The organism is Pseudomonas sp. T8, assembly GCF_024610635.1.
In the GTDB taxonomy this organism is placed as follows: Bacteria; Pseudomonadota; Gammaproteobacteria; order Pseudomonadales; family Pseudomonadaceae; genus Aquipseudomonas; species Aquipseudomonas chlororaphis_I.
Window position 1 is genome coordinate 5,556,414 of record NZ_CP102374.1, and the last position, 24,046, is coordinate 5,580,459.

At 63.6% G+C, this 24,046-nt stretch carries 21 protein-coding genes; 10 read left to right on the forward strand and 11 right to left on the reverse strand.

Annotated features, from left to right (window positions below):
• Window positions 1–2 precede the first annotated feature (2 nt).
• The 9 genes from murD to lpxC all read left to right on the forward strand — a co-directional run bounded on the left by murD (window position 3) and on the right by lpxC (window position 10,464).
• Complete coding sequence (murD, locus tag NRG23_RS25260) at window positions 3–1,349, forward strand: UDP-N-acetylmuramoyl-L-alanine--D-glutamate ligase (protein ID WP_257372698.1); 1,347 nt, start codon at window positions 3–5, stop codon at window positions 1,347–1,349.
• Window positions 1,346–2,563 (forward strand): putative lipid II flippase FtsW, encoded by a 1,218-nt coding sequence (gene ftsW, locus NRG23_RS25265; RefSeq protein ID WP_097139509.1) that lies wholly within the window; start codon window positions 1,346–1,348, stop codon window positions 2,561–2,563. The genes murD and ftsW overlap by 4 nt, the downstream gene beginning before the upstream one ends.
• Window positions 2,553–3,623, forward strand: coding sequence for an undecaprenyldiphospho-muramoylpentapeptide beta-N-acetylglucosaminyltransferase (gene murG / locus NRG23_RS25270; protein ID WP_009050717.1), 1,071 nt, complete (start codon window positions 2,553–2,555; stop codon window positions 3,621–3,623). The genes ftsW and murG overlap by 11 nt, the downstream gene beginning before the upstream one ends.
• A complete protein-coding gene (gene murC / locus NRG23_RS25275; RefSeq protein ID WP_009050716.1) occupies window positions 3,616–5,073 on the forward strand; it encodes a UDP-N-acetylmuramate--L-alanine ligase in 1,458 nt (485 codons plus the stop codon). The genes murG and murC overlap by 8 nt, the downstream gene beginning before the upstream one ends.
• Window positions 5,070–6,038 (forward strand): D-alanine--D-alanine ligase, encoded by a 969-nt coding sequence (locus NRG23_RS25280; protein ID WP_016703535.1) that lies wholly within the window; start codon window positions 5,070–5,072, stop codon window positions 6,036–6,038. Before murC ends, NRG23_RS25280 begins: the two co-directional genes overlap by 4 nt.
• 4 nt (window positions 6,039–6,042) lie before the next feature.
• Window positions 6,043–6,909: a cell division protein FtsQ/DivIB gene (locus NRG23_RS25285; RefSeq protein ID WP_257372701.1), complete on the forward strand. Its 867-nt coding sequence runs from the start codon at window positions 6,043–6,045 to the stop codon at window positions 6,907–6,909.
• A gap of 14 nt (window positions 6,910–6,923) precedes the next feature.
• Window positions 6,924–8,183 carry a cell division protein FtsA gene (gene ftsA / locus NRG23_RS25290; protein WP_007922131.1) on the forward strand — a complete coding sequence of 420 codons (1,260 nt, stop codon included), beginning with the start codon at window positions 6,924–6,926 and terminating at the stop codon, window positions 8,181–8,183.
• Window positions 8,184–8,249: 66 nt separating this feature from the next.
• A complete protein-coding gene (gene ftsZ / locus NRG23_RS25295; protein WP_007922129.1) occupies window positions 8,250–9,440 on the forward strand; it encodes a cell division protein FtsZ in 1,191 nt (396 codons plus the stop codon).
• Window positions 9,441–9,552: 112 nt separating this feature from the next.
• Window positions 9,553–10,464, forward strand: coding sequence for a UDP-3-O-acyl-N-acetylglucosamine deacetylase (gene lpxC, locus NRG23_RS25300; RefSeq protein ID WP_009045509.1), 912 nt, complete (start codon window positions 9,553–9,555; stop codon window positions 10,462–10,464).
• A 136-nt stretch (window positions 10,465–10,600) separates the two neighbouring features.
• On the opposite strand, the gene NRG23_RS25305 is transcribed toward lpxC, so the two are convergent.
• The 7 genes from NRG23_RS25305 to NRG23_RS25335 all read right to left on the reverse strand — a co-directional run bounded on the left by NRG23_RS25305 (window position 10,601) and on the right by NRG23_RS25335 (window position 20,618).
• Window positions 10,601–12,088 (reverse strand): sensor domain-containing diguanylate cyclase, encoded by a 1,488-nt coding sequence (locus tag NRG23_RS25305; protein WP_016703534.1) that lies wholly within the window; start codon window positions 12,086–12,088, stop codon window positions 10,601–10,603.
• 153 nt (window positions 12,089–12,241) lie between these two features.
• Complete coding sequence (locus tag NRG23_RS25310) at window positions 12,242–13,522, reverse strand: OprD family porin (RefSeq protein WP_051673204.1); 1,281 nt, start codon at window positions 13,520–13,522, stop codon at window positions 12,242–12,244.
• Between the two features lie 231 nt (window positions 13,523–13,753).
• Window positions 13,754–13,978: a hypothetical protein gene (locus NRG23_RS25315; RefSeq protein WP_016703533.1), complete on the reverse strand. Its 225-nt coding sequence runs from the start codon at window positions 13,976–13,978 to the stop codon at window positions 13,754–13,756.
• A gap of 337 nt (window positions 13,979–14,315) precedes the next feature.
• Window positions 14,316–15,680 (reverse strand): heavy metal sensor histidine kinase, encoded by a 1,365-nt coding sequence (locus NRG23_RS25320; protein ID WP_124340719.1) that lies wholly within the window; start codon window positions 15,678–15,680, stop codon window positions 14,316–14,318.
• Window positions 15,670–16,347 (reverse strand): heavy metal response regulator transcription factor, encoded by a 678-nt coding sequence (locus NRG23_RS25325; protein WP_009050709.1) that lies wholly within the window; start codon window positions 16,345–16,347, stop codon window positions 15,670–15,672. The genes NRG23_RS25320 and NRG23_RS25325 overlap by 11 nt, the downstream gene beginning before the upstream one ends.
• Before the next feature lie 9 nt (window positions 16,348–16,356).
• Complete coding sequence (locus tag NRG23_RS25330; RefSeq protein ID WP_257372706.1) at window positions 16,357–19,452, reverse strand: multidrug efflux RND transporter permease subunit; 3,096 nt, start codon at window positions 19,450–19,452, stop codon at window positions 16,357–16,359.
• Entirely contained in the window at window positions 19,449–20,618 is a 1,170-nt protein-coding gene (locus NRG23_RS25335) for an efflux RND transporter periplasmic adaptor subunit (RefSeq protein WP_041984261.1), read from the reverse strand. The genes NRG23_RS25330 and NRG23_RS25335 overlap by 4 nt, the downstream gene beginning before the upstream one ends.
• A gap of 239 nt (window positions 20,619–20,857) precedes the next feature.
• Between NRG23_RS25335 and NRG23_RS25340 the strand changes: the two genes are divergently transcribed.
• Window positions 20,858–21,100 carry a hypothetical protein gene (locus tag NRG23_RS25340; RefSeq protein WP_009050706.1) on the forward strand — a complete coding sequence of 81 codons (243 nt, stop codon included), beginning with the start codon at window positions 20,858–20,860 and terminating at the stop codon, window positions 21,098–21,100.
• A gap of 128 nt (window positions 21,101–21,228) precedes the next feature.
• Here NRG23_RS25340 and NRG23_RS25345 read toward each other — a convergent pair whose 3' ends face one another.
• From NRG23_RS25345 to NRG23_RS25360, 4 genes are all read right to left on the reverse strand, one after another.
• The gene (locus NRG23_RS25345; protein WP_038634983.1) at window positions 21,229–21,978 is read right to left on the reverse strand and encodes a YkgJ family cysteine cluster protein; all 750 of its coding nucleotides are present in this window, start codon (window positions 21,976–21,978) and stop codon (window positions 21,229–21,231) included.
• 92 nt (window positions 21,979–22,070) lie between these two features.
• Window positions 22,071–22,406: a hypothetical protein gene (locus NRG23_RS25350; protein WP_041984263.1), complete on the reverse strand. Its 336-nt coding sequence runs from the start codon at window positions 22,404–22,406 to the stop codon at window positions 22,071–22,073.
• Window positions 22,407–22,575: 169 nt separating this feature from the next.
• The gene (locus NRG23_RS25355) at window positions 22,576–23,067 is read right to left on the reverse strand and encodes an N-acetyltransferase (protein ID WP_016703526.1); all 492 of its coding nucleotides are present in this window, start codon (window positions 23,065–23,067) and stop codon (window positions 22,576–22,578) included.
• Between the two features lie 3 nt (window positions 23,068–23,070).
• Window positions 23,071–23,973, reverse strand: coding sequence for a chemotaxis protein CheV (locus NRG23_RS25360; RefSeq protein WP_009050702.1), 903 nt, complete (start codon window positions 23,971–23,973; stop codon window positions 23,071–23,073).
• Window positions 23,974–24,046: the final 73 nt, after the last annotated feature.

Sequence of the window (24,046 nt, forward strand, 5' to 3'; positions counted from 1 at the left end):
GAGTGTCTCTGATCGCTTCTGACCACTTCCGCATCGTTGTCGGCCTCGGCAAGAGCGGCATGTCCCTGGTTCGCTTCCTGGCGAACCGGGGCGTGTCGTTTGCCGTCGCCGATACGCGGGAAAATCCACCGGAACTGGCCACGCTGCGCCGTGACTATCCGCATGTGGAAGTGCGTTGTGGCGAGCTGGACGTCGACTTCCTGTGCCGTGCCGACGAGCTCTACGTGAGCCCCGGCCTGGCCCTGGCGACTCCGGCCCTGCAAGCCGCCGCCGCCCGTGGGGTGAAACTTTCCGGCGATATCGAGCTGTTCGCGCGTAACGCGAAGGCGCCGATTGTTGCCATCAGCGGTTCCAACGCGAAAAGCACCGTGACCACCCTGGTGGGGGAAATGGCGGCGGCGGCGGGCAAGCGGGTCGCCGTGGGTGGAAACCTGGGTACCCCGGCCCTGGACCTGCTCAGCGACGACGTCGAGCTGTACGTCATGGAACTGTCCAGCTTCCAGCTGGAGACCACCGATCAGCTGGGTGCCGAAGTGGCCACCGTGCTGAACATCAGCGAAGACCACATGGACCGCTACAGCGGCCTGCCGGCGTATCACCTGGCCAAGCACCGGATCTTCCGGGGCGCCCGGCAGGTGGTGTTCAACCGCCAGGATGCCCTGACCCGGCCATTGATCGGCGAAGGCCTGCCGTGCTGGACCTTCGGTCTGAGCAAACCCGACTTCAAGGCGTTCGGCCTGCGTGAAGAGAACGGCGAGAAATACCTGGCCTTCGAATTCCAGAACCTGATGCCGGTGCGCGAGCTGAAGATCCGCGGCGCCCATAACCAGTCCAACGCCCTGGCGGCGCTGGCCCTGGGGCATGCGGTCGGCCTGCCGTTCGACGCCATGCTCTCGGCCCTGCGCACCTTCGCCGGCCTCGAGCACCGCTGCCAGTGGGTTCGCGACCTGGATGGCGTGGGTTATTACAACGACTCCAAGGCCACCAACGTTGGCGCCGCACTGGCGGCCATCGAAGGCCTGGGCGCGGACATTGAAGGCAAGATCGTGCTGATCGCCGGTGGCGACGGCAAGGGTGCCGAGTTCAAGGACCTGCGCGACCCGGTGGCGGCCAACTGCCGCGCCGTGATCCTGATGGGCCGCGATTCCGACAAGATCGGCGAGGCCATCGGCGATGCCGTGCCGCTGATTCGTGTCGGCTCCTTGGTCGAAGCCGTGGCGCAATGCCGTGCCGCCGCCCAGGCTGGTGACGTGGTATTGCTGTCGCCGGCCTGCGCCAGTTTCGACATGTTCAAGAATTACGAAGACCGTGGTCACCAGTTCGTCCGCGCCGTGGAGGATCTGGAATGAACCTGAGAGACATCATCAAGCCTTATCCATCGCCGATCATCACCGGACGCGGCGTCGACCTCGATTTCCCGATGCTCGCCGGTTGCCTGGCGCTGCTCGGCCTCGGGCTGATCATGATTGCCTCGGCCTCCACCGAAGTGGCGGCGGTGCAGTCGGGCAGCGCCTTGTACTACATGATTCGCCACCTTATTTACGTGGTGCTGGGCCTGGGTGCGTGCATCGTCACCATGATGATCCCGATCGCCACTTGGCAACGCCTGGGCTGGATGATGCTGCTCGGTGCTTTCGGTTTGCTGGTGATGGTGATCATTCCGGGGATCGGCCGCGAAGTGAACGGTTCGATGCGCTGGATCGGCTTCAGTTTCTTCAACGTCCAGCCTTCCGAGATCGCCAAGGTATTCGTGGTGATCTATCTCGCCGGTTATTTGGTGCGTCGCCAGAAAGAAGTGCGTGAAAGCTGGATGGGCTTCTTCAAGCCATTCATCGTGCTGCTGCCAATGGCCGGCCTGCTGCTGATGGAGCCGGACTTCGGTGCCACCGTGGTGATGATGGGGGCCGCGGCGGCGATGCTGTTCCTCGGTGGGGTCGGGCTGTTCCGTTTCTCCTTGATGGTGGTCCTGGCGGTCGCGGCGGTGGTCCTGCTGATTCAGATGCAGCCCTATCGAATGGCGCGCCTGACCAACTTTGCCGACCCTTGGGCCGACCAGTTCGGCGCGGGCTACCAGTTGTCCCAGGCCTTGATCGCTTTCGGCCGCGGCGAATGGCTGGGCGTTGGCCTTGGCAACAGCGTGCAGAAGCAGTTCTACCTGCCGGAAGCCCACACCGACTTCGTGTTCTCGGTCCTGGCCGAAGAGCTGGGCGCCGTCGGTTCCCTGTGCACGGTGGCGCTGTTCGTCTTCGTCTGTATCCGTGGCATGTACATCGGCCTGTGGGCCGAGAAAGCCAAGCAGTTCTTTGCCGCCTATGTCGCTTATGGCCTGTCATTCCTGTGGATCGGCCAGTTCCTGATCAACATCGGGGTGAACGTCGGTTTGCTGCCGACCAAAGGTCTGACTTTGCCGTTCCTCAGTTATGGCGGCAGTTCGTTGGTGATCTGCTGCGCCTGTCTGGGCCTGTTGCTGCGCATCGAGTGGGAGAGTCGGACCCACCTGGGCAGCGAAGAGATGGAGTTCAGCGAGAGCGACTTCGCCGAGGAGCCAAGCCATGGGCGCTAATGTGCTGATCATGGCCGGTGGCACCGGCGGTCACGTGTTCCCGGCGCTGGCCTGTGCCCGTGAGTTCCAGGCGCGCGGTTATACCGTGCACTGGCTCGGCACCCCGCGCGGTATCGAAAACGAGCTGGTGCCGAACGCCGGCCTGCAACTGCACCTGATCAACGTCAGCGGCCTGCGGGGCAAGAGCAAGCTGTCGCTGCTCAAGGCGCCATTCGTGCTGCTTAAGGCAGTGCTGCAGGCGCGCCGGATCATTCGTCAGCTCAAGCCGGTCTGCGTGCTGGGCTTTGGCGGTTATGTGACCGGCCCTGGTGGCGTCGCGGCAAAACTGTCCGGTGTGCCGGTGATCGTTCATGAACAGAACGCGGTCGCCGGTACCGCCAATCGGCTGCTGGTGCCGTTGTCGGCCCGAGTCTGCGAAGCTTTCCCGGACACCTTTGGTGCCTCCAGCAGCCGGCGTACCACCGGCAACCCGGTGCGCACCGAGCTGTTCCTCGATACACCGCGCGAGGCTTTGGCCGGACGCAAGGCGCGTTTGCTGATCCTGGGTGGAAGCCTGGGAGCGGAGCCGTTGAACAAGTTGCTGCCTGAAGCCCTGGCGCTGGTCTCTCCCGAGCTGCGTCCGGAAGTGTTTCATCAGGCCGGCAAAAACCACGATGAAGTGACTGCAGAGCGCTATCGCGCCGCTGGCGTCGAGGCGCAGGTGCAGCCGTTCATCAAAGACATGGCCCAAGCCTACGGCTGGGCTGACCTGGTGGTCTGTCGCGCAGGCGCGTTGACCGTCAGTGAACTGGCTGCCGCCGGTCTGCCTTCGATGCTCGTGCCTTTGCCTCACGCCATCGACGATCACCAGACCCGCAATGCCGATTATTTGGCTCGTGAAGGCGCTGCCTTCCTGATGCCGCAAAGAACGACTGGCGCAGCGGACCTTGCCGCTCGCCTGACAGAGGTTTTGATGCAACCGGAACGACTCAACAGCATGGCCGACGCCGCACGTCGCCTGGCCAAACCCGATGCCACCCGTAGCGTGGTCGATATCTGCCTGGAGGTGGCCCATGGTTGAGAATCAGAAAGCCATGCCACAACCGGAAATGCGCCGCATCCGTCGCATCCACTTCGTCGGTATCGGCGGCGTGGGCATGTGCGGGATCGCCGAAGTACTGCTGAACCTGGGCTACCAGGTCTCCGGCTCCGACCTCAAGGCGTCGCCAGTTACCGAGCGCCTGGAGTCCTTTGGTGCGCAGATCTTTATCGGCCACCGCGCCGAGAACGCCGCCAACGCCGATGTACTGGTAGTGTCCAGCGCCGTGAACACCTCCAACCCGGAAGTGGCCACCGCCCTGGAACGCCGCATCCCGGTGGTGCCGCGTGCGGAAATGCTGGCCGAGCTGATGCGCTACCGCCACGGCGTCGCCGTGGCCGGTACCCACGGCAAGACCACCACCACCAGCCTGCTGGCCTCGGTGTTCGCCGCCGGTGGCCTGGACCCGACCTTTGTCATCGGTGGCCGGCTGAATGCAGCTGGGACCAATGCACAGTTGGGCACCAGCCGCTACCTGATCGCCGAAGCCGATGAAAGCGACGCCAGCTTCCTGCACTTGCAGCCGCTGGTGGCCGTGGTGACCAACATCGACGCCGACCACATGGCGACCTACGACGGTGACTTCAACAAACTGAAGAAAACCTTCGTCGAATTCCTGCACAACCTGCCGTTCTATGGCCTGGCCGTACTGTGCCTGGACGACCCGGTGGTGCGCGAGATCCTGCCGCAGGTCAAGCGTCCGACCGTCACCTACGGTTTTAACGAAGACGCCGACGTGCGGGCGATCAATGTACGCCAGCAGGGCATGCAGACCTTCTTCACCGTGCTGCGCCCCGATCGCGAGCCGCTGGATGTCTCGGTGAACATGCCGGGCAACCACAACGTGCTGAACGCGCTGGCGACCATCTGCATCGCCACCGACGAAGGCATCAGCGATGAAGCCATCGTCCAGGGCCTGTCGGGCTTCCAGGGTGTGGGGCGACGCTTCCAGGTCTACGGCGAGCTGCCGGTGGAAGGCGGCAACGTGATGCTGGTGGACGACTATGGTCACCACCCGACCGAAGTCGCGGCGGTGATCAAGGCCGTGCGCGGTGGCTGGCCTGAGCGCCGCCTGGTGATGGTCTACCAGCCGCACCGTTTCAGCCGCACCCGCGACCTGTACGACGATTTCGTCCAGGTGCTGGCGGATGCCAACGTCCTGCTGTTGATGGAAGTCTATCCGGCGGGCGAAGAGCCGATCCCGGGGGCGGACAGCCGTCAGCTGTGCCACAGCATCCGTCAGCGCGGTCAGCTGGACCCGATCTACATCGAGCGTGGGGTCGACCTCGCGCCGCTGGTCAAGCCGCTGCTGCGTGCCGGCGACATCCTGCTGTGCCAGGGCGCCGGTGATATCGGCGGCCTTGCGCCGAAGCTGTTGAACAGTCCGTTGTTCGCGGGTGCCGTGCCTGCCGGTCAGGGGAAGTCGAAATGACTGCTGCCTACGCCTCTCTGTTTTCGACCATCGCGCCGAAGGATTTCGGCCGTGTCGCCGTGCTGTTCGGCGGCAAGAGCGCCGAGCGCGAAGTCTCGCTGAAGTCCGGCAACGCCGTGCTCGAAGCCTTGCTGAGCGCTGGTGTGGACGCCTTCGGCATCGACGTCGGTGACGACTTCCTGCAGCGCCTGCTGAACGAGAAGATCGACCGCGCCTTCATCATCCTCCACGGCCGTGGCGGCGAAGACGGCAGCATGCAGGGCTTGCTGGAATGCCTGGGGATTCCCTACACCGGCAGCGGCATCCTGGCTTCGGCGCTGGCGATGGACAAACTGCGTACCAAGCAGGTCTGGCACAGCCTCGGTATTCCGACGCCACGCCACGCCGTACTTGGCTCCGAGGCCGATTGTATTTGCGCGGCTACGGAACTGGGCATGCCTTTGATCGTCAAACCGGCGCATGAAGGTTCCAGTATTGGTATGGCCAAAGTGACATCCGCGTCCGAACTGATCGACGCATGGAAAGCGGCCAGCACCTACGACTCGCAAGTCTTGGTTGAACAATGGATTCAAGGTCCGGAGTTCACCATCGCCACGCTGCGCGGCCAGGTATTGCCACCGATCGCCCTGGGCACGCCCCACACGTTTTACGACTACGACGCCAAGTACCTGGCTTCCGATACCCAGTACCGGATCCCGTGCGGCCTCGACAGCGACAAAGAGCAGGAGCTCATGGACCTGACGGCGAAGGCCTGCGGGGCGCTCGGTATCGCCGGTTGGGCGCGTGCCGACGTGATGCAGGACGCCGACGGCCAGTTCTGGTTCCTGGAAGTGAATACCGCCCCCGGCATGACCGATCACAGCCTGGTTCCGATGGCGGCGCGTGCCGCCGGTCTGGATTTCCAGCAGCTGGTTCTGGCCATCCTGGCGGAAAGTGTCGTCAGTAACGCAGAGCCGCGAGGTTAAGGCCATGCAAGGCGCCCAGCTACGTCATCAGCAACCCGCTCCCGGCCGCAAGCCGGTGCCGCGTGGTGCCAGCCGGATGGTGGCCAAGGAGCCGATGTCGGTGCGCCTGCCGAAAGCCAACTTTGGCGTGCTGAAAAGCCTGATGTGGCCGGTGCTGCTGGTCGCGCTGGGCTTCGGCACTTACGAAGGCGCGCAACGCCTGCTGCCCTATGCCGACCGGCCGATCACCAAGGTCGCGGTGCAGGGCGACCTGAGTTACATCAGCCAGCAGGCGGTGCAGCAGCGGATCGCGCCCTACGTCGCGGCGAGCTTCTTCACCATCGACCTGGCGAGCATGCGTACCGAGCTGGAACAGATGCCATGGATCGCTCATGCCGAGGTACGGCGTGTGTGGCCGGACCAGGTGGTGATTCGCCTGGAAGAACAACTGCCGGTGGCCCGTTGGGGCGACGAGGCGCTGTTGAACAACCAGGGCCAGGCCTTCACCCCGCGTGAACTGGCGAACTACGAGCACTTGCCACAGTTGTTCGGCCCGCAGCGGGCCCAGCAGCAGGTGATGCAGCAGTACCAGGTGCTGAGCCAGATGCTGCGCCCGATGGGTTTCTCCATTGCCCGTCTGGAGTTGCGCGAGCGCGGCAGCTGGTTCCTGACCACGGGGGCCGGTAGCGCTGGCCCTGGTATCGAGCTGTTGCTCGGACGCGATCACCTGGTGGAGAAGATGCGCCGCTTCATTGCCATTTATGAAAAAACGCTGAAAGAACAGATTACGAACATCGCGCGCATCGATCTGCGTTATGCCAACGGCCTGGCCGTCGGCTGGCGGGAACCTGTAGCGCCCACGACGGCCCAACCCGCCGTCGCGAAGAATTAAGAAGAGGCAGGACCATGGCAAACGTGCAAAGCGGCAAAATGATCGTCGGTCTGGATATCGGCACCTCCAAGGTGGTGGCGCTGGTAGGCGAGGTCGCGGCCGATGGCACGCTGGAAATCGTCGGTATCGGCACCCATCCATCGCGCGGCCTGAAGAAGGGCGTGGTGGTGAATATCGAGTCCACCGTTCAATCGATCCAGCGCGCGGTAGAAGAAGCGCAACTGATGGCCGGTTGCCGTATCCACTCGGCGTTCGTCGGCGTGGCGGGCAATCACATTCGCAGCCTGAACTCCCACGGCATCGTGGCGATTCGTGATCGCGAAGTGAGTTCGGCGGACCTGGAGCGGGTACTCGACGCGGCACAGGCCGTGGCGATTCCGGCCGACCAGCGGGTGCTGCACACCCTGCCGCAGGATTACGTGATCGATAACCAGGAAGGCGTGCGCGAGCCCCTGGGCATGTCCGGTGTACGTCTGGAAGCCAAGGTGCACGTGGTGACCTGCGCGGTGAATGCCGCCCAGAACATCGAAAAGTGCGTGCGTCGCTGTGGCCTGGAAATCGACGACATCATTCTCGAACAGCTGGCCTCGGCGTATTCGGTGCTGACCGACGACGAGAAAGAGCTGGGCGTGTGCCTGGTGGATATCGGCGGCGGTACCACCGACATCGCGATCTTCACCGAAGGCGCGATCCGCCATACCGCGGTGATCCCGATTGCCGGCGACCAGGTGACCAACGACATCGCCATGGCGCTGCGTACGCCGACCCAGTACGCCGAAGAAATCAAGATCCGTTACGCCTGCGCCCTGGCCAAGCTGGCCGGTGCCGGTGAAACCATCAAGGTGCCAAGTGTCGGCGACCGTCCACCGCGCGAGCTGTCCCGCCAGGCCCTGGCCGAAGTGGTCGAGCCGCGCTACGACGAGCTGTTCACCCTGATCCAGGCCGAACTGCGTCGCAGTGGCTACGAAGACCTGATCCCGGCCGGCATCGTGCTGACCGGCGGTACTTCGAAAATGGAAGGCGCGGTCGAACTGGCCGAAGAGATTTTCCACATGCCGGTCCGCCTGGGCGTGCCGCACACCGTCAAGGGCCTGTCCGACGTGGTGCGCAACCCGATCTATTCCACCGGCGTGGGCTTGCTGTTGTACGGGCTGCAGAAGCAGTCCGACGGTATCTCGTTCTCCGGCATCGGCAGCCGGGACAGCTACAGCAGCGACGAACCCAAGGCCGCCTTGCTCGATCGCATCAAGAGCTGGGTGCAGGGCAATTTCTGAAGATTTACCGCAACACCGTTGTAAAGCAGTAGGCGAAAAAACTAGAGAAATGAAAGGAGAGGGAAAATGTTCGAACTCGTAGACAACGTCCCCGCAAGTCCGGTAATCAAGGTTATCGGTGTTGGCGGTGGCGGCGGCAACGCCGTCAATCACATGGTCAAGAGCAACATCGAAGGCGTCGAATTCATCTGCGCCAACACTGATGCTCAAGCGCTGAAAAACATCGGCGCGCGGACCATCCTGCAACTGGGTACCGGCGTGACCAAGGGCCTGGGTGCTGGCGCCAATCCTGAGGTCGGTCGTCAAGCCGCCCTGGAAGACCGCGAGCGTATCGCTGAAGTGCTGGCGGGCACCAATATGGTGTTCATCACGACCGGCATGGGCGGTGGTACCGGTACCGGTGCCGCGCCGATCATCGCCGAAGTGGCCAAGGAAATGGGCATCCTCACCGTTGCGGTGGTGACTCGTCCGTTCCCGTTCGAAGGCCGCAAGCGTATGCAGATCGCCGATGAAGGCATCCGCGCGCTGAGCGAAAGCGTCGATTCGTTGATCACCATTCCCAACGAAAAGCTGCTGACCATCCTCGGCAAGGACGCCAGCCTGCTGTCGGCTTTCGCCAAGGCCGACGACGTTCTGGCCGGTGCCGTTCGCGGTATCTCCGACATCATCAAGCGTCCGGGCATGATCAACGTCGACTTCGCCGACGTACGTACCGTGATGAGCGAAATGGGCATGGCAATGATGGGCACTGGCTGCGCCAGCGGTCCTAACCGTGCACGTGAAGCGACCGAGGCGGCAATCCGCAACCCGCTGCTGGAAGACGTGAACCTGCAAGGCGCGCGCGGCATCCTGGTGAACATCACCGCCGGTCCCGACCTGTCCCTGGGCGAGTACTCCGACGTGGGTAGCATCATCGAAGCCTTCGCTTCCGAGCACGCGATGGTCAAGGTCGGTACCGTTATCGATCCGGACATGCGCGACGAGCTGCACGTGACCGTGGTTGCCACGGGTCTGGGCGCGAAAATCGAGAAGCCTGTGAAGGTCATCGACAATACCGTGCAAACCTCCATGGCCGCTGCACAGGCGCCAGCCCCTGCCCGTCAGGAACTGCCGTCGGTCAACTACCGTGATCTGGACCGTCCGACCGTCATGCGCAACCAGGCCCAGGCCAGTGCTGCGACTGCGGCGAAGCTGAATCCGCAAGATGATCTGGACTATCTGGACATCCCGGCTTTCCTGCGTCGCCAGGCCGATTGATGGAATGTATCAGGGGTATTAGGGTGATTGGTGTTCAGCAAAGGCCTGGTCTGCTATTATCGCCAGCCTTTGTTGATACCAGTTCGCAATTTGCGCTGAAGCGGCCCAAGCCATGATTAAACAACGCACCCTGAAGAATATTATCCGTGCCACAGGTGTAGGCCTGCACTCTGGGGAGAAGGTTTACCTGACCCTCAAGCCTGCGCCTGTCGACACCGGCATTGTGTTTTGTCGTGCCGACCTGGACCCTGTGGTGCAGATTCCTGCTCGCGCGGAAAACGTTGGTGAAACCACTATGTCGACCACCCTGGTCAACGGTGACACCAAAGTGGACACGGTGGAGCACTTGCTCTCGGCCATGGCTGGCCTGGGCATCGATAACGCCTACGTCGAGCTCTCCGCGTCCGAAGTCCCGATCATGGATGGCAGCGCTGGACCCTTCGTATTCCTGATTCAATCTGCCGGCCTGGAAGAACAGGACGCAGCCAAGAAGTTCATCCGCATCCTTCGTGAGGTGACGGTGGAAGACGGCGACAAGCGCGCCACTTTCGTGCCTTTCGACGGTTTTAAAGTGAGCTTTGAGATCGATTTCGATCACCCGGTTTTCCGTGACCGCACCCAGAGTGCAAGCGTGGACTTTTCCAGCACGTCGTTCGTGAAGGAAGTCAGCCGCGCCCGTACCTTTGGTTTCATGAGTGATATCGAGTACCTGCGCAAGCACAACCTCGCACTCGGCGGCAGCGTGGAAAACGCCATCGTGGTCGACGCGGATGGTGTACTGAACGAGGACGGCCTTCGCTACGAAGACGAGTTCGTGAAGCACAAGATCCTCGACGCAATTGGTGACCTCTACCTGCTGGGCAACAGCCTGATAGGTGAGTTCAAAGGCTTCAAGTCGGGCCATGCACTGAACAACCAGCTTCTGCGCAAGCTCATTGAGCAGAAAGACGCTTGGGAAGTCGTGACCTTCGAAGATGCCAGCACTGCACCGATCTCTTACATGCGTCCGGTTGCGGCCGTGTAAGTAACACTCTCTTTCCTTTAGTTTTTAAAGGCTGCCTTCGGGTGGCCTTTTTTTATGCCCGCAGATTGTTGCGCGGCTGATGAGGTTATCGCGGGCAGCACGGGCCCCGTAGAAGCGAGACTTGCCCGCGATGAGGTCAACCCACCACTCGGTTTCGCCCCTCGGCCTTGGCCTGGTACAGCGCCTTGTCGGCCATCGAACACAGCGCTTTCAGGCTGGACTTCGGCGTGCCTGCCCAGGTGCCGAGGCCAATGCTGATGGTGATCGGCGAGGCACCGTCCTGGATCGGCGGCAGGCGCTCGATCGCCAGGCGAATATGCTCGGCGATACGCCGGGCGCCGGCGTTGTCAGTCTCCGGCAGGACCACGGCGAACTCTTCGCCGCCGTAGCGTGCGGCCAGGTCGCCGGGGCGACGGATATTGTCACTGATCACCCGGGCGACGATGCGCAAGGCTTCATCGCCGAGCGGGTGGCCATAGCGATCATTGAAGGCCTTGAAGTGATCCACGTCGAGCATCAGCAGCGACAGCGCGCTATGGGAGCGCTGCGCGCGACCCCATTCGCGAGCCAGGGTCTGATCCAGGCTGCGACGGTTGTCGAGGCCGGTGAGGGCATCGGTGGCCGCCAGTTGCGCGAGTTCCTGCTCGGCGCTCTGGCGCCGGCGCAATTCCCGGCACAGCAGCCAGGTCAGCCACAGCAGGCCCAGGCACAGCGCACCGGTGGCGCCGCCAACCACCAGCGCGGTGCGCTGCCAGGAGGCGAATACTTCATTGCTGGAGAGCGCCACGATCACGATCAGCGGCAGGTCCCCGACCTGGGAGAAGGTGTACAGGCGCGGCTGCTGGGTGCTGGACATGCCTTTGAAGCTGCCGTTCCCCTCGCGCAGGATGCGGATGAAATTGGGCCGTTGGCTGAAGTCCTGGCCGATCAGGTTGTCCGCTCGCGGCGGCTCCTGGGCCAACAGGATACCGTCGCGACTGATCAGGTTGACCGAGCTGTCGCGGCCGACATTCAGGCTTTTGAACAACTGGCTGAAGTAGTCCAGGCGCATGGCCGCTTCGGCCACGCCGAGGAATTCTCCACGTTCGTTGGAAACCCGCCGGCTGAAACTGATGCGCCAATCCAGCTCGGGCGGGAGGGCGCGGAACGGTCGGCTGATCAGCATGCCCGGATCGGGGTTATTCACATGAGACTGGAAATACTCCCGATCGGCAAAGTTGCCCTTGCGCGGTTCGACCGAAGCGGAGTCGGCGAGCACATCGCCGTGCGCGTCGAGCAGCAGGATGTTGCCCTTGTAGGGTGCAGCCGTGGCCCGGTCGAACAGCGCCATATGGCGAATGGTCGGCGAGACCTGTTTCAGGTCCTCGTGTTGCGAGGCGCTGATCAGGCCTCGCAGGGAGACGTCGTACAGCTCGACGTTGCGCAGCACGTCGGCGTCGATCAATTGCACGATGTTGGAAGCCGCGCGGGTGGCAGCTATTTCGGCGCTGCCGCGTTCGCGAATCAGCAAGAAGGTCACGATGCTCAGGATGGAGATGACCATCAATGAGCTTCCAAGAATCAGCATCCTTTCCGACCGGCTCGAAGTGGTCGTGTTGCGGGGTGTCGCACTACTCACACTCATGGTTCTGGCTTCTGCGTTGTGTACGTTTTCTATAAGGGTGTTTCGGGTGAAGCGAGCAGAGTTGCAGAGACCGATCGCGCCTGCGGGCGCATGTATAAATCGCAGACAAAAAAAAGGCCAGCAAAATGATGCTGGCCTTTTGCGTATTCGCGCTTAGAACACATTGATCGGGTAATCGACGATCACCCGGTATTCGTCGGTGTCGTTGTCCAGCGCGCCATAACCGTTGCCGCCACGGTTGGTGGCCCACTGCAGGCGGACCGCCAGGTCCTTGGCCTGGCCACCCTGCACCACGTACTTGAGGTCGAGGTCGCGTTCCCAGTGCTTGGCGTGCTCGCCGCCGGCGCTGTACCAGTGGGCGTAGCCACGGCTGTGCGGATCGACCTTGGTCAGGTCCAGCTCGCCGCGCGAGTAGGAAAGCGCCGACGTCAGGCCCGGCAGGCCGAGACCGGCGAAGTCGTAGGCGTACTTGAGTTTCCACGAGCGTTCGTTGGGGCCGTTGAAATCCGAATACTGCTGGGAATTGTCCAGGTAGATGCTGTCACCCTGGTTGATGTAGTCGAACGGTGTGTTGCCGTTCACCCGCTGGTAGGCGGCGGTGAGGCTGTGATGGCCCACGCCCAGGGTGAAATGCAGGCTGTAGGTGTTGTTGTCGATGTCGCCCAGCAGCGCGTCGCCGGTGTCCTGGGTGTGATAGAAGTGCAGGCCCGGGTTCAGGGTCACCAGCTCGTTCAACGCATAGCTGTAGTCGAGGTCGTAGTAGTACTGGTTCCAGATGTCCTTGAGTTCGGCGGCGTACAGGCTGCTGGTCAGCCCGCTCACGCCGCTCCAGGCCACGCCGGCCCAGTTCAGGTGGCGGCTTTCATCGCCGTCCAGCAGTTTGCCGTAGGCCGTGTCGATACGCTGGCGGCCGCTCTGGTTGTAGAGCTTGGTGAAGCTGGCCTGGCCGCCTTCGAGCAGCCAGCCGTCGAAGCTGTGGTTGCTCAGGCTGACCCCGCGGAAGGTCTGCGGCAGCATGCGGCTCTGGCCGCCGGCGATCACCGGATTGTTGAGGAACAGGTCGCCGGCCTTGAGCTCGGTGTCGAAGGCGCGGATTTTCAGGGTGGCGCCAGCGGTGGAGAACGACGTCGGGGCTTTGCCGTTGCCGTCGCTGATCGGCAGGATGCTCGAGCTGTCGGTACCGCCACCGCCATCGAGTTTCAGGCCGAGCATGGCGTTGGCATCGAGGCCGAAACCGACCGTGCCCGGGGTATAACCCGACTCGAAGATCCCCAGGAAACCCTGGCCCCATTCGATGTTGTCATCGTTCTGCTGGTGGCGGTTGCGATTCATGTAGTAGTTGCGGGCGTTGAGCTTGAGGCTTGCGCCTTCGACGAAGCCTTCGGGGCTGGCCTGATCGGCCGCCTGGGCACAGGGGGCGATAGTTGCAGCCATTGCAATGAACAACGGGCTGAGAGTTGAAGTGACCTTCACCGGTATAAAGCTCCTTGGATGAATGATGACAGTTGTTATTGTCGATTCGGGTGTTTCTTGTTCTGGGTGAAACGAATGAAACAGTCGGTTCTACATGGCAAAAAAAAGCCGCTGTTATCAGCGGCTTTAAGACAACTTACTCCGGGGGGTAGAGCAGAGAAGTTGTCGAGGGAAACGAGTCGGTAGCGGGTATCAGCTGTCTTTCTGAACTTCCGGCTGGCGCTGTTCCGCCGTGATGTTCTGCGGCTGCTCGCTGTTCTGTTGCTTGGCAGCCAGCACTTCCTGGGCTTCCTGGAATGCAGCGGCGCGTGCAGCGTTATGCGCGGCGAAAGTCTGCGATTCTTCGGCCATGGCCATAGGGGCCAAGAACAGGGAGGACAAAACAAAGGCGCTGGCAATACCCATACTGTTGGACATTTCTGAAGACCTTCTTGCAGAGCAAGTTCAAATTAGGTGCGACAAAAATATAACTTCAAGGCAGCTGGAAAAAGCGCCGAACAGGATAAGCACTGTTACACCAAAAGCAATAGTTGATACTGCTTCTGCAGGAACCAGGCTTGCCGGCGATGCAGGCAATGCGGCGCATCTGACGTACCGTTATCGCGGGCAAGCCTCGCTCCTACAGGCTTGTGGTGGCCTTGGCTTCTGTAGGAGCCAGGCTTGCCGGCGATAGAGGCAATGCGCTGTGCCTGACGCACCGCTATCGCGAGCAATCGAGCGTCGACCGGCTGCTCCTACAGAGCAGAGGGAGAGTTCAGACCGGCAGGTAGATGCCGAAGGTGTTCATGCCGTCATCGCTGCGCACGAACACGTCGCCGCCGTGCATCAGGGCGATGGCCTTGACGATCGCCAGCCCCAGGCCGTGGTTGGCGCCACTGTTGCTGCGGGAGGCATCGACCCGGTAGAAACGCTCGAACAGCCGTGGCAGATGCTCGCGGGCGATGGCCTGGCCAGGGTTGCTCACGGCGATGGCCACCTGGTGTTCCTGCACATCGATCTGTACCCGGATCACCTGCCCGGGTTCGGTGTGCTGCACGGCATTGCTCAGCAGGTTGATCAGCGCCCGGCGCAGGTGGGCGATCTCGATCTGCACCTGGGCATCGCCGCGGACCTCGACCTTGACCTGGGCGTCTTCGAGGATGAAGTCCAGGTAGTCCAGGGTGGTCGCCACTTCGCTGGCCAGGGAGGTGCTGGTGAGCTTGGTGGCCTTGCTGCCCTGGTCGGCGCTGGCCAGGAACAGCATGTCGTTGATGATCGAGCGCAGCCGCTCCAGCTCTTCGAGATTGGATTGCAGCACCTCGAAATAATGCTCGGCGGAGCGCCCGCGGGTCAGCGCCACCTGGGTCTGGCCGATCAGGTTGGTCAGCGGCGAGCGCAGTTCGTGGGCAACATCGGCATTGAAGGATTCCAGGCGCGAATAGGCCTGTTCCACCCGTTCCAGGGTCGAGTTGAACGAGTTGGCGAACTGCGTCAGTTCCGGTGGCAGCGACGACAACTGCAAACGCCCGGAAAGCCTCGGCGGGGCCAGGCGCTGGGCTTCTTCGGACAGCCCGATCAAGGGCTTGAGGCCGATGCGCGCCACCCAGTAACCCAGCGCCGAGGCCAGCAGCACGCCGACGATGGCCAGGCTGATCAGGGCAATCAACAGCTGGTGCTGGGTTTCGTAGAAGGTCTCGGTGTCGATGGCGATCAGAAAGCGCAGCGGCGGGCGCAGCTCCTTGGCTGGCAGCTGGCTGACCAGCACTTTCAGCGGATAGGGATGCCCGGGCAGGGTCAGGTCGCGCATGCCCAGCGGACCCTGGGCGAAGCGGCGGATCTGCGGGTCGGGGTTGCCGTATTCGTAGGCGGGGTCGCCGCTGACCACCCAGAAATTGATGCGCTTGTCTTCTTCGCTGAGCAGCTTGAGCTTGTTGTTGATCTTGGCCCAGTGCTCCGGGTTGCCGAAGCGCGTCAGGGCCGACTCCAGCACGCTGTAGCGCGCGTCCAGTTCGGCCTCGGGCAGCAGGCCCAGGCCTTTGTCCACCTGTTGATAGAGCGCGCCGCCGATCAGCAGGAACACCAACAGGGCTACCAGGGTGAACAGCCCGCTCAGGCGCAGGGCAATCGAATTACGAGGCACCGCGGTTCTCCAGCACGTAACCCATGCCGCGGATGGTGTGCAGCAGTTTCTGTTCGAACGGCCCGTCGAGCTTGGCCCGCAAGCGCTTGATCGCCACCTCGACGACGTTGGCGTCGCTGTCGAAATTGATGTCCCAGACCATCTCGGCGATCGCGGTTTTCGACAGGATCTCGCCCTGGCGCCGGGCGAGCACGCTGAGCAGCGAGAACTCCTTGGCGGTCAGGTCCAGGCGGGTGCCGGCGCGGCTGGCCTTGCGGCTGATCAGGTCGATCCACAGGTCGGCGATGCTGATCTGCACCGGTTCGTGGCCGCCGCTGCGACGGGTCAAGGCCTGCAGGCGCGCCACCAGTTCGAGGAAGGAAAAGGGCTTGCCCAGGTAGTCGTCGGCGCCGTCGCGCAGGCCCTTGATCCGATCTTCGACGCGCTCGCGGGCGGTGAGCATGATCACCGGCGTCTGCTTGCGCGCGCGCAGGGCCCGCAGCACGCCGAAGCCGTCGATGCCGGGCAGCATCACGTCGAGCACGATCACCGCGTAGTCGCTTTCCAGCGCCAGGTGTAGGCCCTCGACGCCGTCGCGCGCGAGGTCCACGGTGTAGCCTTGTTCAGTCAGGCCGCGGTGCAGATAGTCCGCGGTTTTCTCTTCGTCTTCGATAATCAGAACGCGCATGACCCCGCCTCAGGATGTGCTTGCCAGCGCTGGCGCTGGTGTGGGCCGATGGAATAGCCGCTCGAGCCACAAGTATATGACCGGAGTGGTGAACAGCGTCAGCGCCTGGCTCACCAGCAGGCCACCGACCACGGCGATCCCCAGTGGCTGGCGCAGCTCCGCGCCGGCGCCATAACCGAGCATCAGCGGCAGGGCGCCGAGCAAAGCGGCGAGGGTGGTCATGATGATCGGCCGGAAACGCGTGATACAGGCCTGGTAGATCGCTTCCTGCGGCGACAGCCCGCCCTGGCGCTGGGCCTCGAGGGCTAAATCGATCATCAGGATGCCGTTTTTCTTGACGATGCCGATCAGCAGCACCAGGCCGATCAGGGCCATGATCGAGAAGTCCTGGCCCAGCAGCCAGAGCATGATCAGCGCACCGAGGCCGGCCGAGGGCAGGGTGGAAATGATGGTCAGCGGGTGGACGAAGCTCTCGTAGAGCACGCCGAGGATGATGTACACCGCCACCAGCGCCGCGAGGATCAGCCACGGCTGGCTGGCCAGGGAGCTCTGGAAGGCCTGGGCCGCGCCCTGGAAGTTGCCGGCGATGGAGGCGGGCATGCCGATCTGGTTTTTCGCCTGCTCGAGCATGATCACCGCATCGCCCAGGGCCACGCCGGGCGCCAGGTTGAACGACAGGTTGGCGGCCGGGAACATGCCGTCGTGGGCGATGGACAGCGGGCCGACGGTGGGCGGATCGACCTTGGCCAGCGCCGACAGCGGCACCATCTCGCCACTCAGGGGCGAGCGCAGGTAGAAGTAATTCAGGCTTTCGGCCTTGCCGCGCTGCCTGGCGTCCAGTTCGAGGATCACGTTGTACTGGTTGGTCTCGGTCTGGAGCTCGTTGACCTGGCGCTGGCCGAAGGCGTCGTAGAGCGCTTCGTCGACATCGGTGGCGGTCAGGCCGAAACGCGCCGCGGCGCTGCGGTCGATGCTGATATGGGTGATGCTGCCGCCCAGTTGCAGGTCGTTGGACAGGTCGCGAAAGGCCGGGTTGGCCCGCAGTTTTTCCGTCAGGCGCTGGGTCCAGGTATTGAGTGTCGGCCCGTCGTTGCTCTTGAGCACGTACTGGTACTGGCTGCGGCTTGGCCCGGAACTGAGGTTGATGTCCTGGCCGGCCCGCAGGTACAGGACGATGCCCGGGACCTTGGCCAGCTGCGGGCGAATGCGGTCGATGAACTGGCTGGCGGAAACGTCCCGCTGGCCGCGGTCCTTGAGGGCGATCCAGAAGCGGCCGTTGGCGATGGTCTGGTTGTTGCCGGTGACGCCGACCGAGTGGGAGAAGGTTTCCACCGCCGGGTCGGCGCCGAGGATCTTCGCCAGGGCCAGGTGTTTTGCCACCATGTCCGGGTAGGAGATGTCGGCCGCCGCTTCGCTGGTGCCCAGCACGAAGCCGGTGTCCTGCACCGGGAAGAAACCCTTGGGAATAAATACATAACCGGCGATGGCCAGGCCCAGGGTCAGGCCGAACAGGCCGAGCATCAGCCGCTGATGGTCCAGCGCCCGGCGCAGCCCACGTTCGTAGAGCGCCAGCAGGCGTTCGCCGAAGCCCGGGCGATCGTGGGGATGATGAGTCGGGGCGCGCATGAACAGCGCCGCCAGGGTCGGCGCCAGGGTCAGCGACACCACCACGGAAATCAGGATGGTCGAGGTGGCGGTCAGGGCGAATTCCTTGAACAGCCGCCCGACCACGCCACCCATGAACAGCAGAGGGATGAACGCGGCAATCAGCGAGAAGCTGATGGACACCACGGTGAAGCCGATTTCCCCGGCGCCCTTGATCGCCGCCTCGCGCATGCCGTCGCCGGCTTCCAGGTGGCGATGGATGTTCTCCACCACGACAATCGCGTCGTCGACCACGAAGCCCACCGAAATCACGATCGCCACCAGGGTCAGGTTGTTCAGGCTGAAGCCCATCACGTACATCAGCGCGAAGCTGGCCACCAGCGACACGCCGAGCACGCTGGAGACGATCAGCGTCGCCGACAGCTGGCGCAGGAACAGCGCCATTACCGCCACCACCAGCAACACCGCGATCAGCAGGGTGATTTCCACTTCGTGCAAGGACGCGCGGATGGTCTTGGTGCGGTCCGAAAGCACAGTCACGTCCACCGAAGCCGGCAGCATGGCCTCCAGGCGCGGCAACTCGCTTTGGATGCGGTCCACGGTGTCGACGATGTTGGCCCCCGGCTGGCGGAAGATCACCAGGTTGAGCCCCGGCTGGTCGTTGGACCAGGCCTGCACGTAGGCGTTTTCCGGCCCGCTGATGACCCGGGCGACATCCTTGAGCTGCACCGGTGCGCCGTTCTTGTAGGAGACGATCAACTGGCCGTAGTCCTCGGGATGGAACAGCTGGTCGTTGGTCGACAGGGTCGAGATGCTCGACTCGCCATACAGCGCACCCTTGGCCAGATTGAGGCTGGCCTGCTGCAGGGCGACGCGGATATCGGCCAGGGTCAGGCCGATCGCCGCCAGCCGGTCGGGCGAGGCCTGGACGCGGATCGCCGGGCGTTGCTGGCCGGTGATGTTGATCAGGCCGACGCCGTCGATCTGGCTGATCTGTCGGGCCAGGAGGGTTTCCACGTAGTCGCTGAGCTCGGTGCCGGGCATCTGCGTGGAGCTGATGCTGAGGATCAGCACCGGGCTGTCCGCCGGGTTGACCTTGCGCCAGGTGGGCAGGCTCGGCATGTCGTTGGGCAGCTTGCCCGAGGCGGTGTTGATCGCCGCCTGCACTTCCTGGGCGGCGGTGTCGATGCTCTTGTCGAGGGTGAACTGCAGGGTCAGGTTGGTCGAGCCCAGGGCGCTGCTGGAGGTCATCTGGGTCATGCCGGGGATGGCGCTGAACTGCACCTCCAGCGGCGTGGCCACCGAAGAGGCCATGGTTTCCGGGCTGGCGCCGGGCAATTGCGCGGAGACCTGGATGGTCGGGAATTCGGCTTCCGGCAGCGGGGCGATGGGCAGCCGGGGAAAGGCGATGGCGCCCAGCAGCACCAGGGCGAAAGTCAGCAGCAGGGTGGCGACCGGATGATCGACGCACCAGGCGGAGATCGAGCCGTGGCCCTTCATGGCTGCGGCTCCGTGTTCGCGGCCTGGATCTGTTGTGGCGGTTCGCTGAGCACCTCGATGTGCGAGCCGGCCTTGAGCCGAGACTGGCCGTCACTCACCAGCAGGTCGCCGGCCTGCACACCCTTGATGATGTTCTGGCCGCTGTCCTGATAGACCATCTGCACCGGGACGATTTCCACCTTGTCATCCTTGACCCGATACACGAAGTGCTTGTCCAGGCCGCGCTGCACCACGCTGGGCGGCACCACCAGGGCGGCTTTTTCCACGGCGGTGCGGATCTTGATGGTCACCAACTGGCCGGGCCAGAGCTTTTGCCCGGGATTGTTGAATTCGGCCTTGGCGCGGATGGTCCCGGTATTGGTGTCGATCTGGTTGTCGATCAGGCTCAGGTGGCCTTCACCCAGGCGCTCGCCGGTGGCGGAGTCGGTATCGGCGCCCAGGTAGGCGTCGACCGTGGCCGGGTGTTCGGCGACCAGCAGCCCCTGCAAGGTCGGCAGCATCTGTTGCGGCAAGGAAAACTCGACCGCGATCGGGTCGATCTGGGTCACCGAGAACAGGCCCTGGGTATCGCTGGTGCGCAGGAAATTGCCTTCGTCCACGGTGCGGATGCCGACGCGGCCGGACACCGGCGAGCGGATCTGGGTATAGGACAGCTGCACCTGCGCCGCATCGATGGCGGCCTGGTTGCCCTGGGCGCTGGCCCTGAGCTGGTTGACCAGCGCTTGCTGCTGGTCGTAGGTCTGCTGGGACACGCCGTCATCCACCGACAGCAGCTTGTAGCGCTTGAGGTTGACCTGGGCCACCTGCAGTTGCGCCTGGTTTTCCGCCAGTTGCGCCCGGGCCTGGTCGAGGCTGGCGCGGATCGAGCGGTCGTCGATGGTCGCCAACAGGTCGCCGGCCTTGACCAGTTGGCCTTCCTTGACCAGCAGTCGGGTGAGGATGCCGTCCACCTGGGGCCGGATCACCACGCTGTGCAGCGACAGCACCGAACCGATGCCACTGACATACCGCGGCACATCCTGCCGGGCGACGCTGATCACCCGCACCGGCACGGCAGTCGGCGCTGCCAGTTTGGTGCTGGGCGGCTTGAGCAGGTGCCACAGGCCTGCGGCGGCGAGAACGGCGAGCCCGCCTGCGAGCACAAGGGTTGTTTTTCGATTACGCATGGACGCCAGCGCCGGGGGGCAGGTGGGACGGGAGGATGGCCAGTATCGATGGCCCCTTTATAGCCGCCCGACCCGGTCAGCAACGTGACGCCTGCCTGACAGCGCTGTCAGCAAAGGCCGACCGATGACCCTGGCCCATGCCGGTCGCGGCAGGTCAAAGACCCGCAACCTGGGTATACTGCCGGCCCTCGCGGCCCGCTTGCCCGGGCCCGGCCTTTGCTTTTCACCCCGGAGCTTCCATGACTACCCCAGCACAACCGCCTGTGTCCGACGCTCCCAGCGCCGACCAGGTCGATGACGCCAACGCGCCTGGCGAAGGCAAGCCGGCGATCGCGCCGTTCAAGTTTCCGTTCAAGCCGTCCGAGTTCGCCCAGGCCAAGAATGCCCAGCAACCCTGGTACAAGAACGGCGCCACCAACGGCCACACCAAGACCCCGGGCGCGGCGCCACCCGGCACCCGTCGCTCGATGGGCAAGCGCTGAACCTGAGCTTTTGTAGCCGCTGCCGCAGGCTCGGGCCGCGTTCGGACAATCGACCGCGAAGCGGGCGCACGACCTTAAGATCGCCGAAGGCCTTCGGCCTTATCGCAGCCTGCGGCAGCGGCTACGGATCAGGCCGCTCGCAGGGAAATGAAGGCGTAGGTGAGTGGCGCCTCGGTCACCACCTGGGCGCCGGCCTCCTGCACCTGCCCGGCAATGTCTTCACCAGATACATGGAACAGCCACTCGCTGGCCGGCGCGGCCAGCGGTTGCGCCTGGACCCGCTCGATGGCTTCGGCCAGGGCAGCCATGTCCGGCAGGTAGGCGGTAAAGCCATCGCCCTTGAGGGCGGTGGTGTGAATCCCCAGCAGTTGGCAGATGGCTTGTTTGCTGTGGATATCGTCGCGGTCGGCCTGGCGTGAACGCTGGATCAGTTCGGCCAGTTCCCGGTCCACCAGCTCGCCGCCGACGATCAGCTGCGGGCCTTTTTCCCAGGACTCGGGCGGGCAATCCTTGATCGCCGGGTTGAGCGGGATGTGCGGATTGATTTCCATCGGGTAGATGCGGCACACCAGCGGCCGGCGCTCATAGATCCGGCACAGCTGGTCTTCGTCAAGATTCCGGCAGGGGCCGACGTTGTAGGCGGCGAAAGTGATTGCCACGTGGGCCTGGGCTGTGCCGCTGGGCACCACGCAGGAACGCCGCTCGGCGTGTTCGCGCTGCTGGGCCGGCAGCCCCAGGCCATTGCTCAGGAACCCCTCCACCAGCACGATCACCTGGCCGCCATCCAGCGCCCACTGGCGGGCTTCGCCGAGGGTCAGGGGGACGTGGTGATCGTTGCAGCACTTGCCGCAGCCTACGCAGGAAAAACGAGTATTCATTGAGCCGACAGCCATAGTCGAAAGGTGGAGGCGGCGACGGAATGACTCACATCGCCCTCTAGATAGCGCTCTCGAAGCAAGTTATGCGCCAGTCACCGGCCCTTGGCCTCGAGGGCGGGGCGGATCGAATCCCACTCGGTGACATGGGCGCTCTTGTGCTGCTTGTCGTACAGGCACAGTTCCACGCCGGTCTGGCCCTTCATGTGTTTTTGCGGGTACTGGCCCTGGAGCAGCAAGGCGCTGTAGCCAACCCGGTCGTCGAACTGCGCGGCATTGCCCAGCACTTTGACATTCTTCAGCTGGCTGGCCTTGGTGCAACTGGCCCGCACCTGCTTGTCGAATGTCGCCCAGGCATCCGGGCTGGAGGCCTGGGCCTGGCTGGCGAGGAGGGTGGTCAGGCAGGCGAGGCTCAGAGACAGGGCTTTCATGGCGGGGCGTTCCTTCGTTCGCGGGTATGCGCAGGAGTATGCCTGAGGCGCGGGCGATGAAAGATCTGTAGTCGCTGCCGCAGGCTGCGATCGCGCCCGAAGGGGGCGCAAGGTTTCAAGATCGCCGAAGGCCTTCGGCCTTATCGCAGCCTGCGGCAGCGGCTACAGGTTACAGCGGCGTGTGGGGAACCTGCTCGCGGCGGATCGTGACCATGCCGACGCTGTCATACAGCCCGCGGGCTCGCTGGTTGTCTTCCAGCACCCGCAGGTCGACAAAGGCCTCGCGGCGCTGGCGGAAGACCTCGAAGGCCTGCAGCAGCAAGGCCCGCCCCAGGCCCTGGCGGCGGGCCCGCGGATGCACCACCAGATCCTTGATATAGGCGCTGGTCCAGCACTGGATCACCCCGACGACGCCCTCGGCATCCTGGGCCACCAGGCACAGTTGCGGGTCGTATTCGGCGTCGCTTTCGAAACGTTGACGCCAGCTGTCCAGCTCCGGCACGCGCCCGCCGCCGTCCTGGTAGCCAAGGTGCATCAGGCCATGCACCGCTTCGGCCAGTTCCGGCCGATAGCTGTCGAGGCTGAAGGCGGCCGGCCAACTGGCGGGAGCCGGTTGCCCGGTCAGGTCGCGGCGCATCAGCAGGCAGTAGTCGTCGGCCATGGCTCAGGCGCTCTGGGCGGCGACGTGACGGGCCGCTTCGATCAGGCAGCGGGTCAGGTCCGGCGAGGAGAACTTGGTCAGCACCGCGTTGGCGCCGGCCAGGCGGGCCTTTTCCGCGTTCATGGCGCTGTCCAGCGAGGTATGCAGCAAGACGTAGAGGTGGGCGAAGTCCGGGGTCTCGCGCAGGGTGCGGGTCAGGGCATAGCCGTCCATCTCCGACATCTCGATGTCCGAGACGATCAGGTTGATTTCCTGGGCGGTGCCTTGCAGGTCCAGCAGGCAGTCGATGGCCTCCTTGGCGCTGCGCGCGGTGTGGCATTGCAGGCCGAGGTTGCGCAGGGTATGCACCGACTGCTGCAGGGCCACCTGGCTGTCGTCGACCACCAGGATCCGCGCGTTACCCAGCAGTTCGGCGTCTTCCATGCTCAGCTCGGTCGGCGCGGTTTCGATCTGCGCCGGGGCGATGCCGTGGATGACTTTCTCGATGTCCAGCACCTGCACCAGGGTGCCGTCGACCTGGGTGACCCCGGTGATATAGGACTTGACCCCGCCGGAGCCATAGGGCGGCGGACGGATATCGGTGGTCAGGCAATGCACGATCTTGCTCACCGCCTGCACATGCAGGCCCTGCTTGGAGCGGCTGACGTCGGTGACGATCAGGCAGCCGCCCTCCGGGTCTTCCAGCGGCCGTTCGCCGATGGCCCGGCTCAAGTCGATGACCGACAGCGAATTACCGCGCAGGGTGGCGATGCCTTTCACGTGCGGGTGCGATTCCGGCAGTTTGGTCAGCGGCGGGCAGGGAATGATTTCACTGACTTTGAGCAGGTTGATTGCCATCAGCTTGCCGCTGCGCAAGGTGAACAGCAGAAGCGAAAGGGAATCTGCGCGGGCTTTGTTGGAAGACATAAAAACCTTCTGTGGAAAAAGGTGGTTCGCGCAATAGGTCGCGAACAGCTAGCGATAACGGGTTATCGACGCG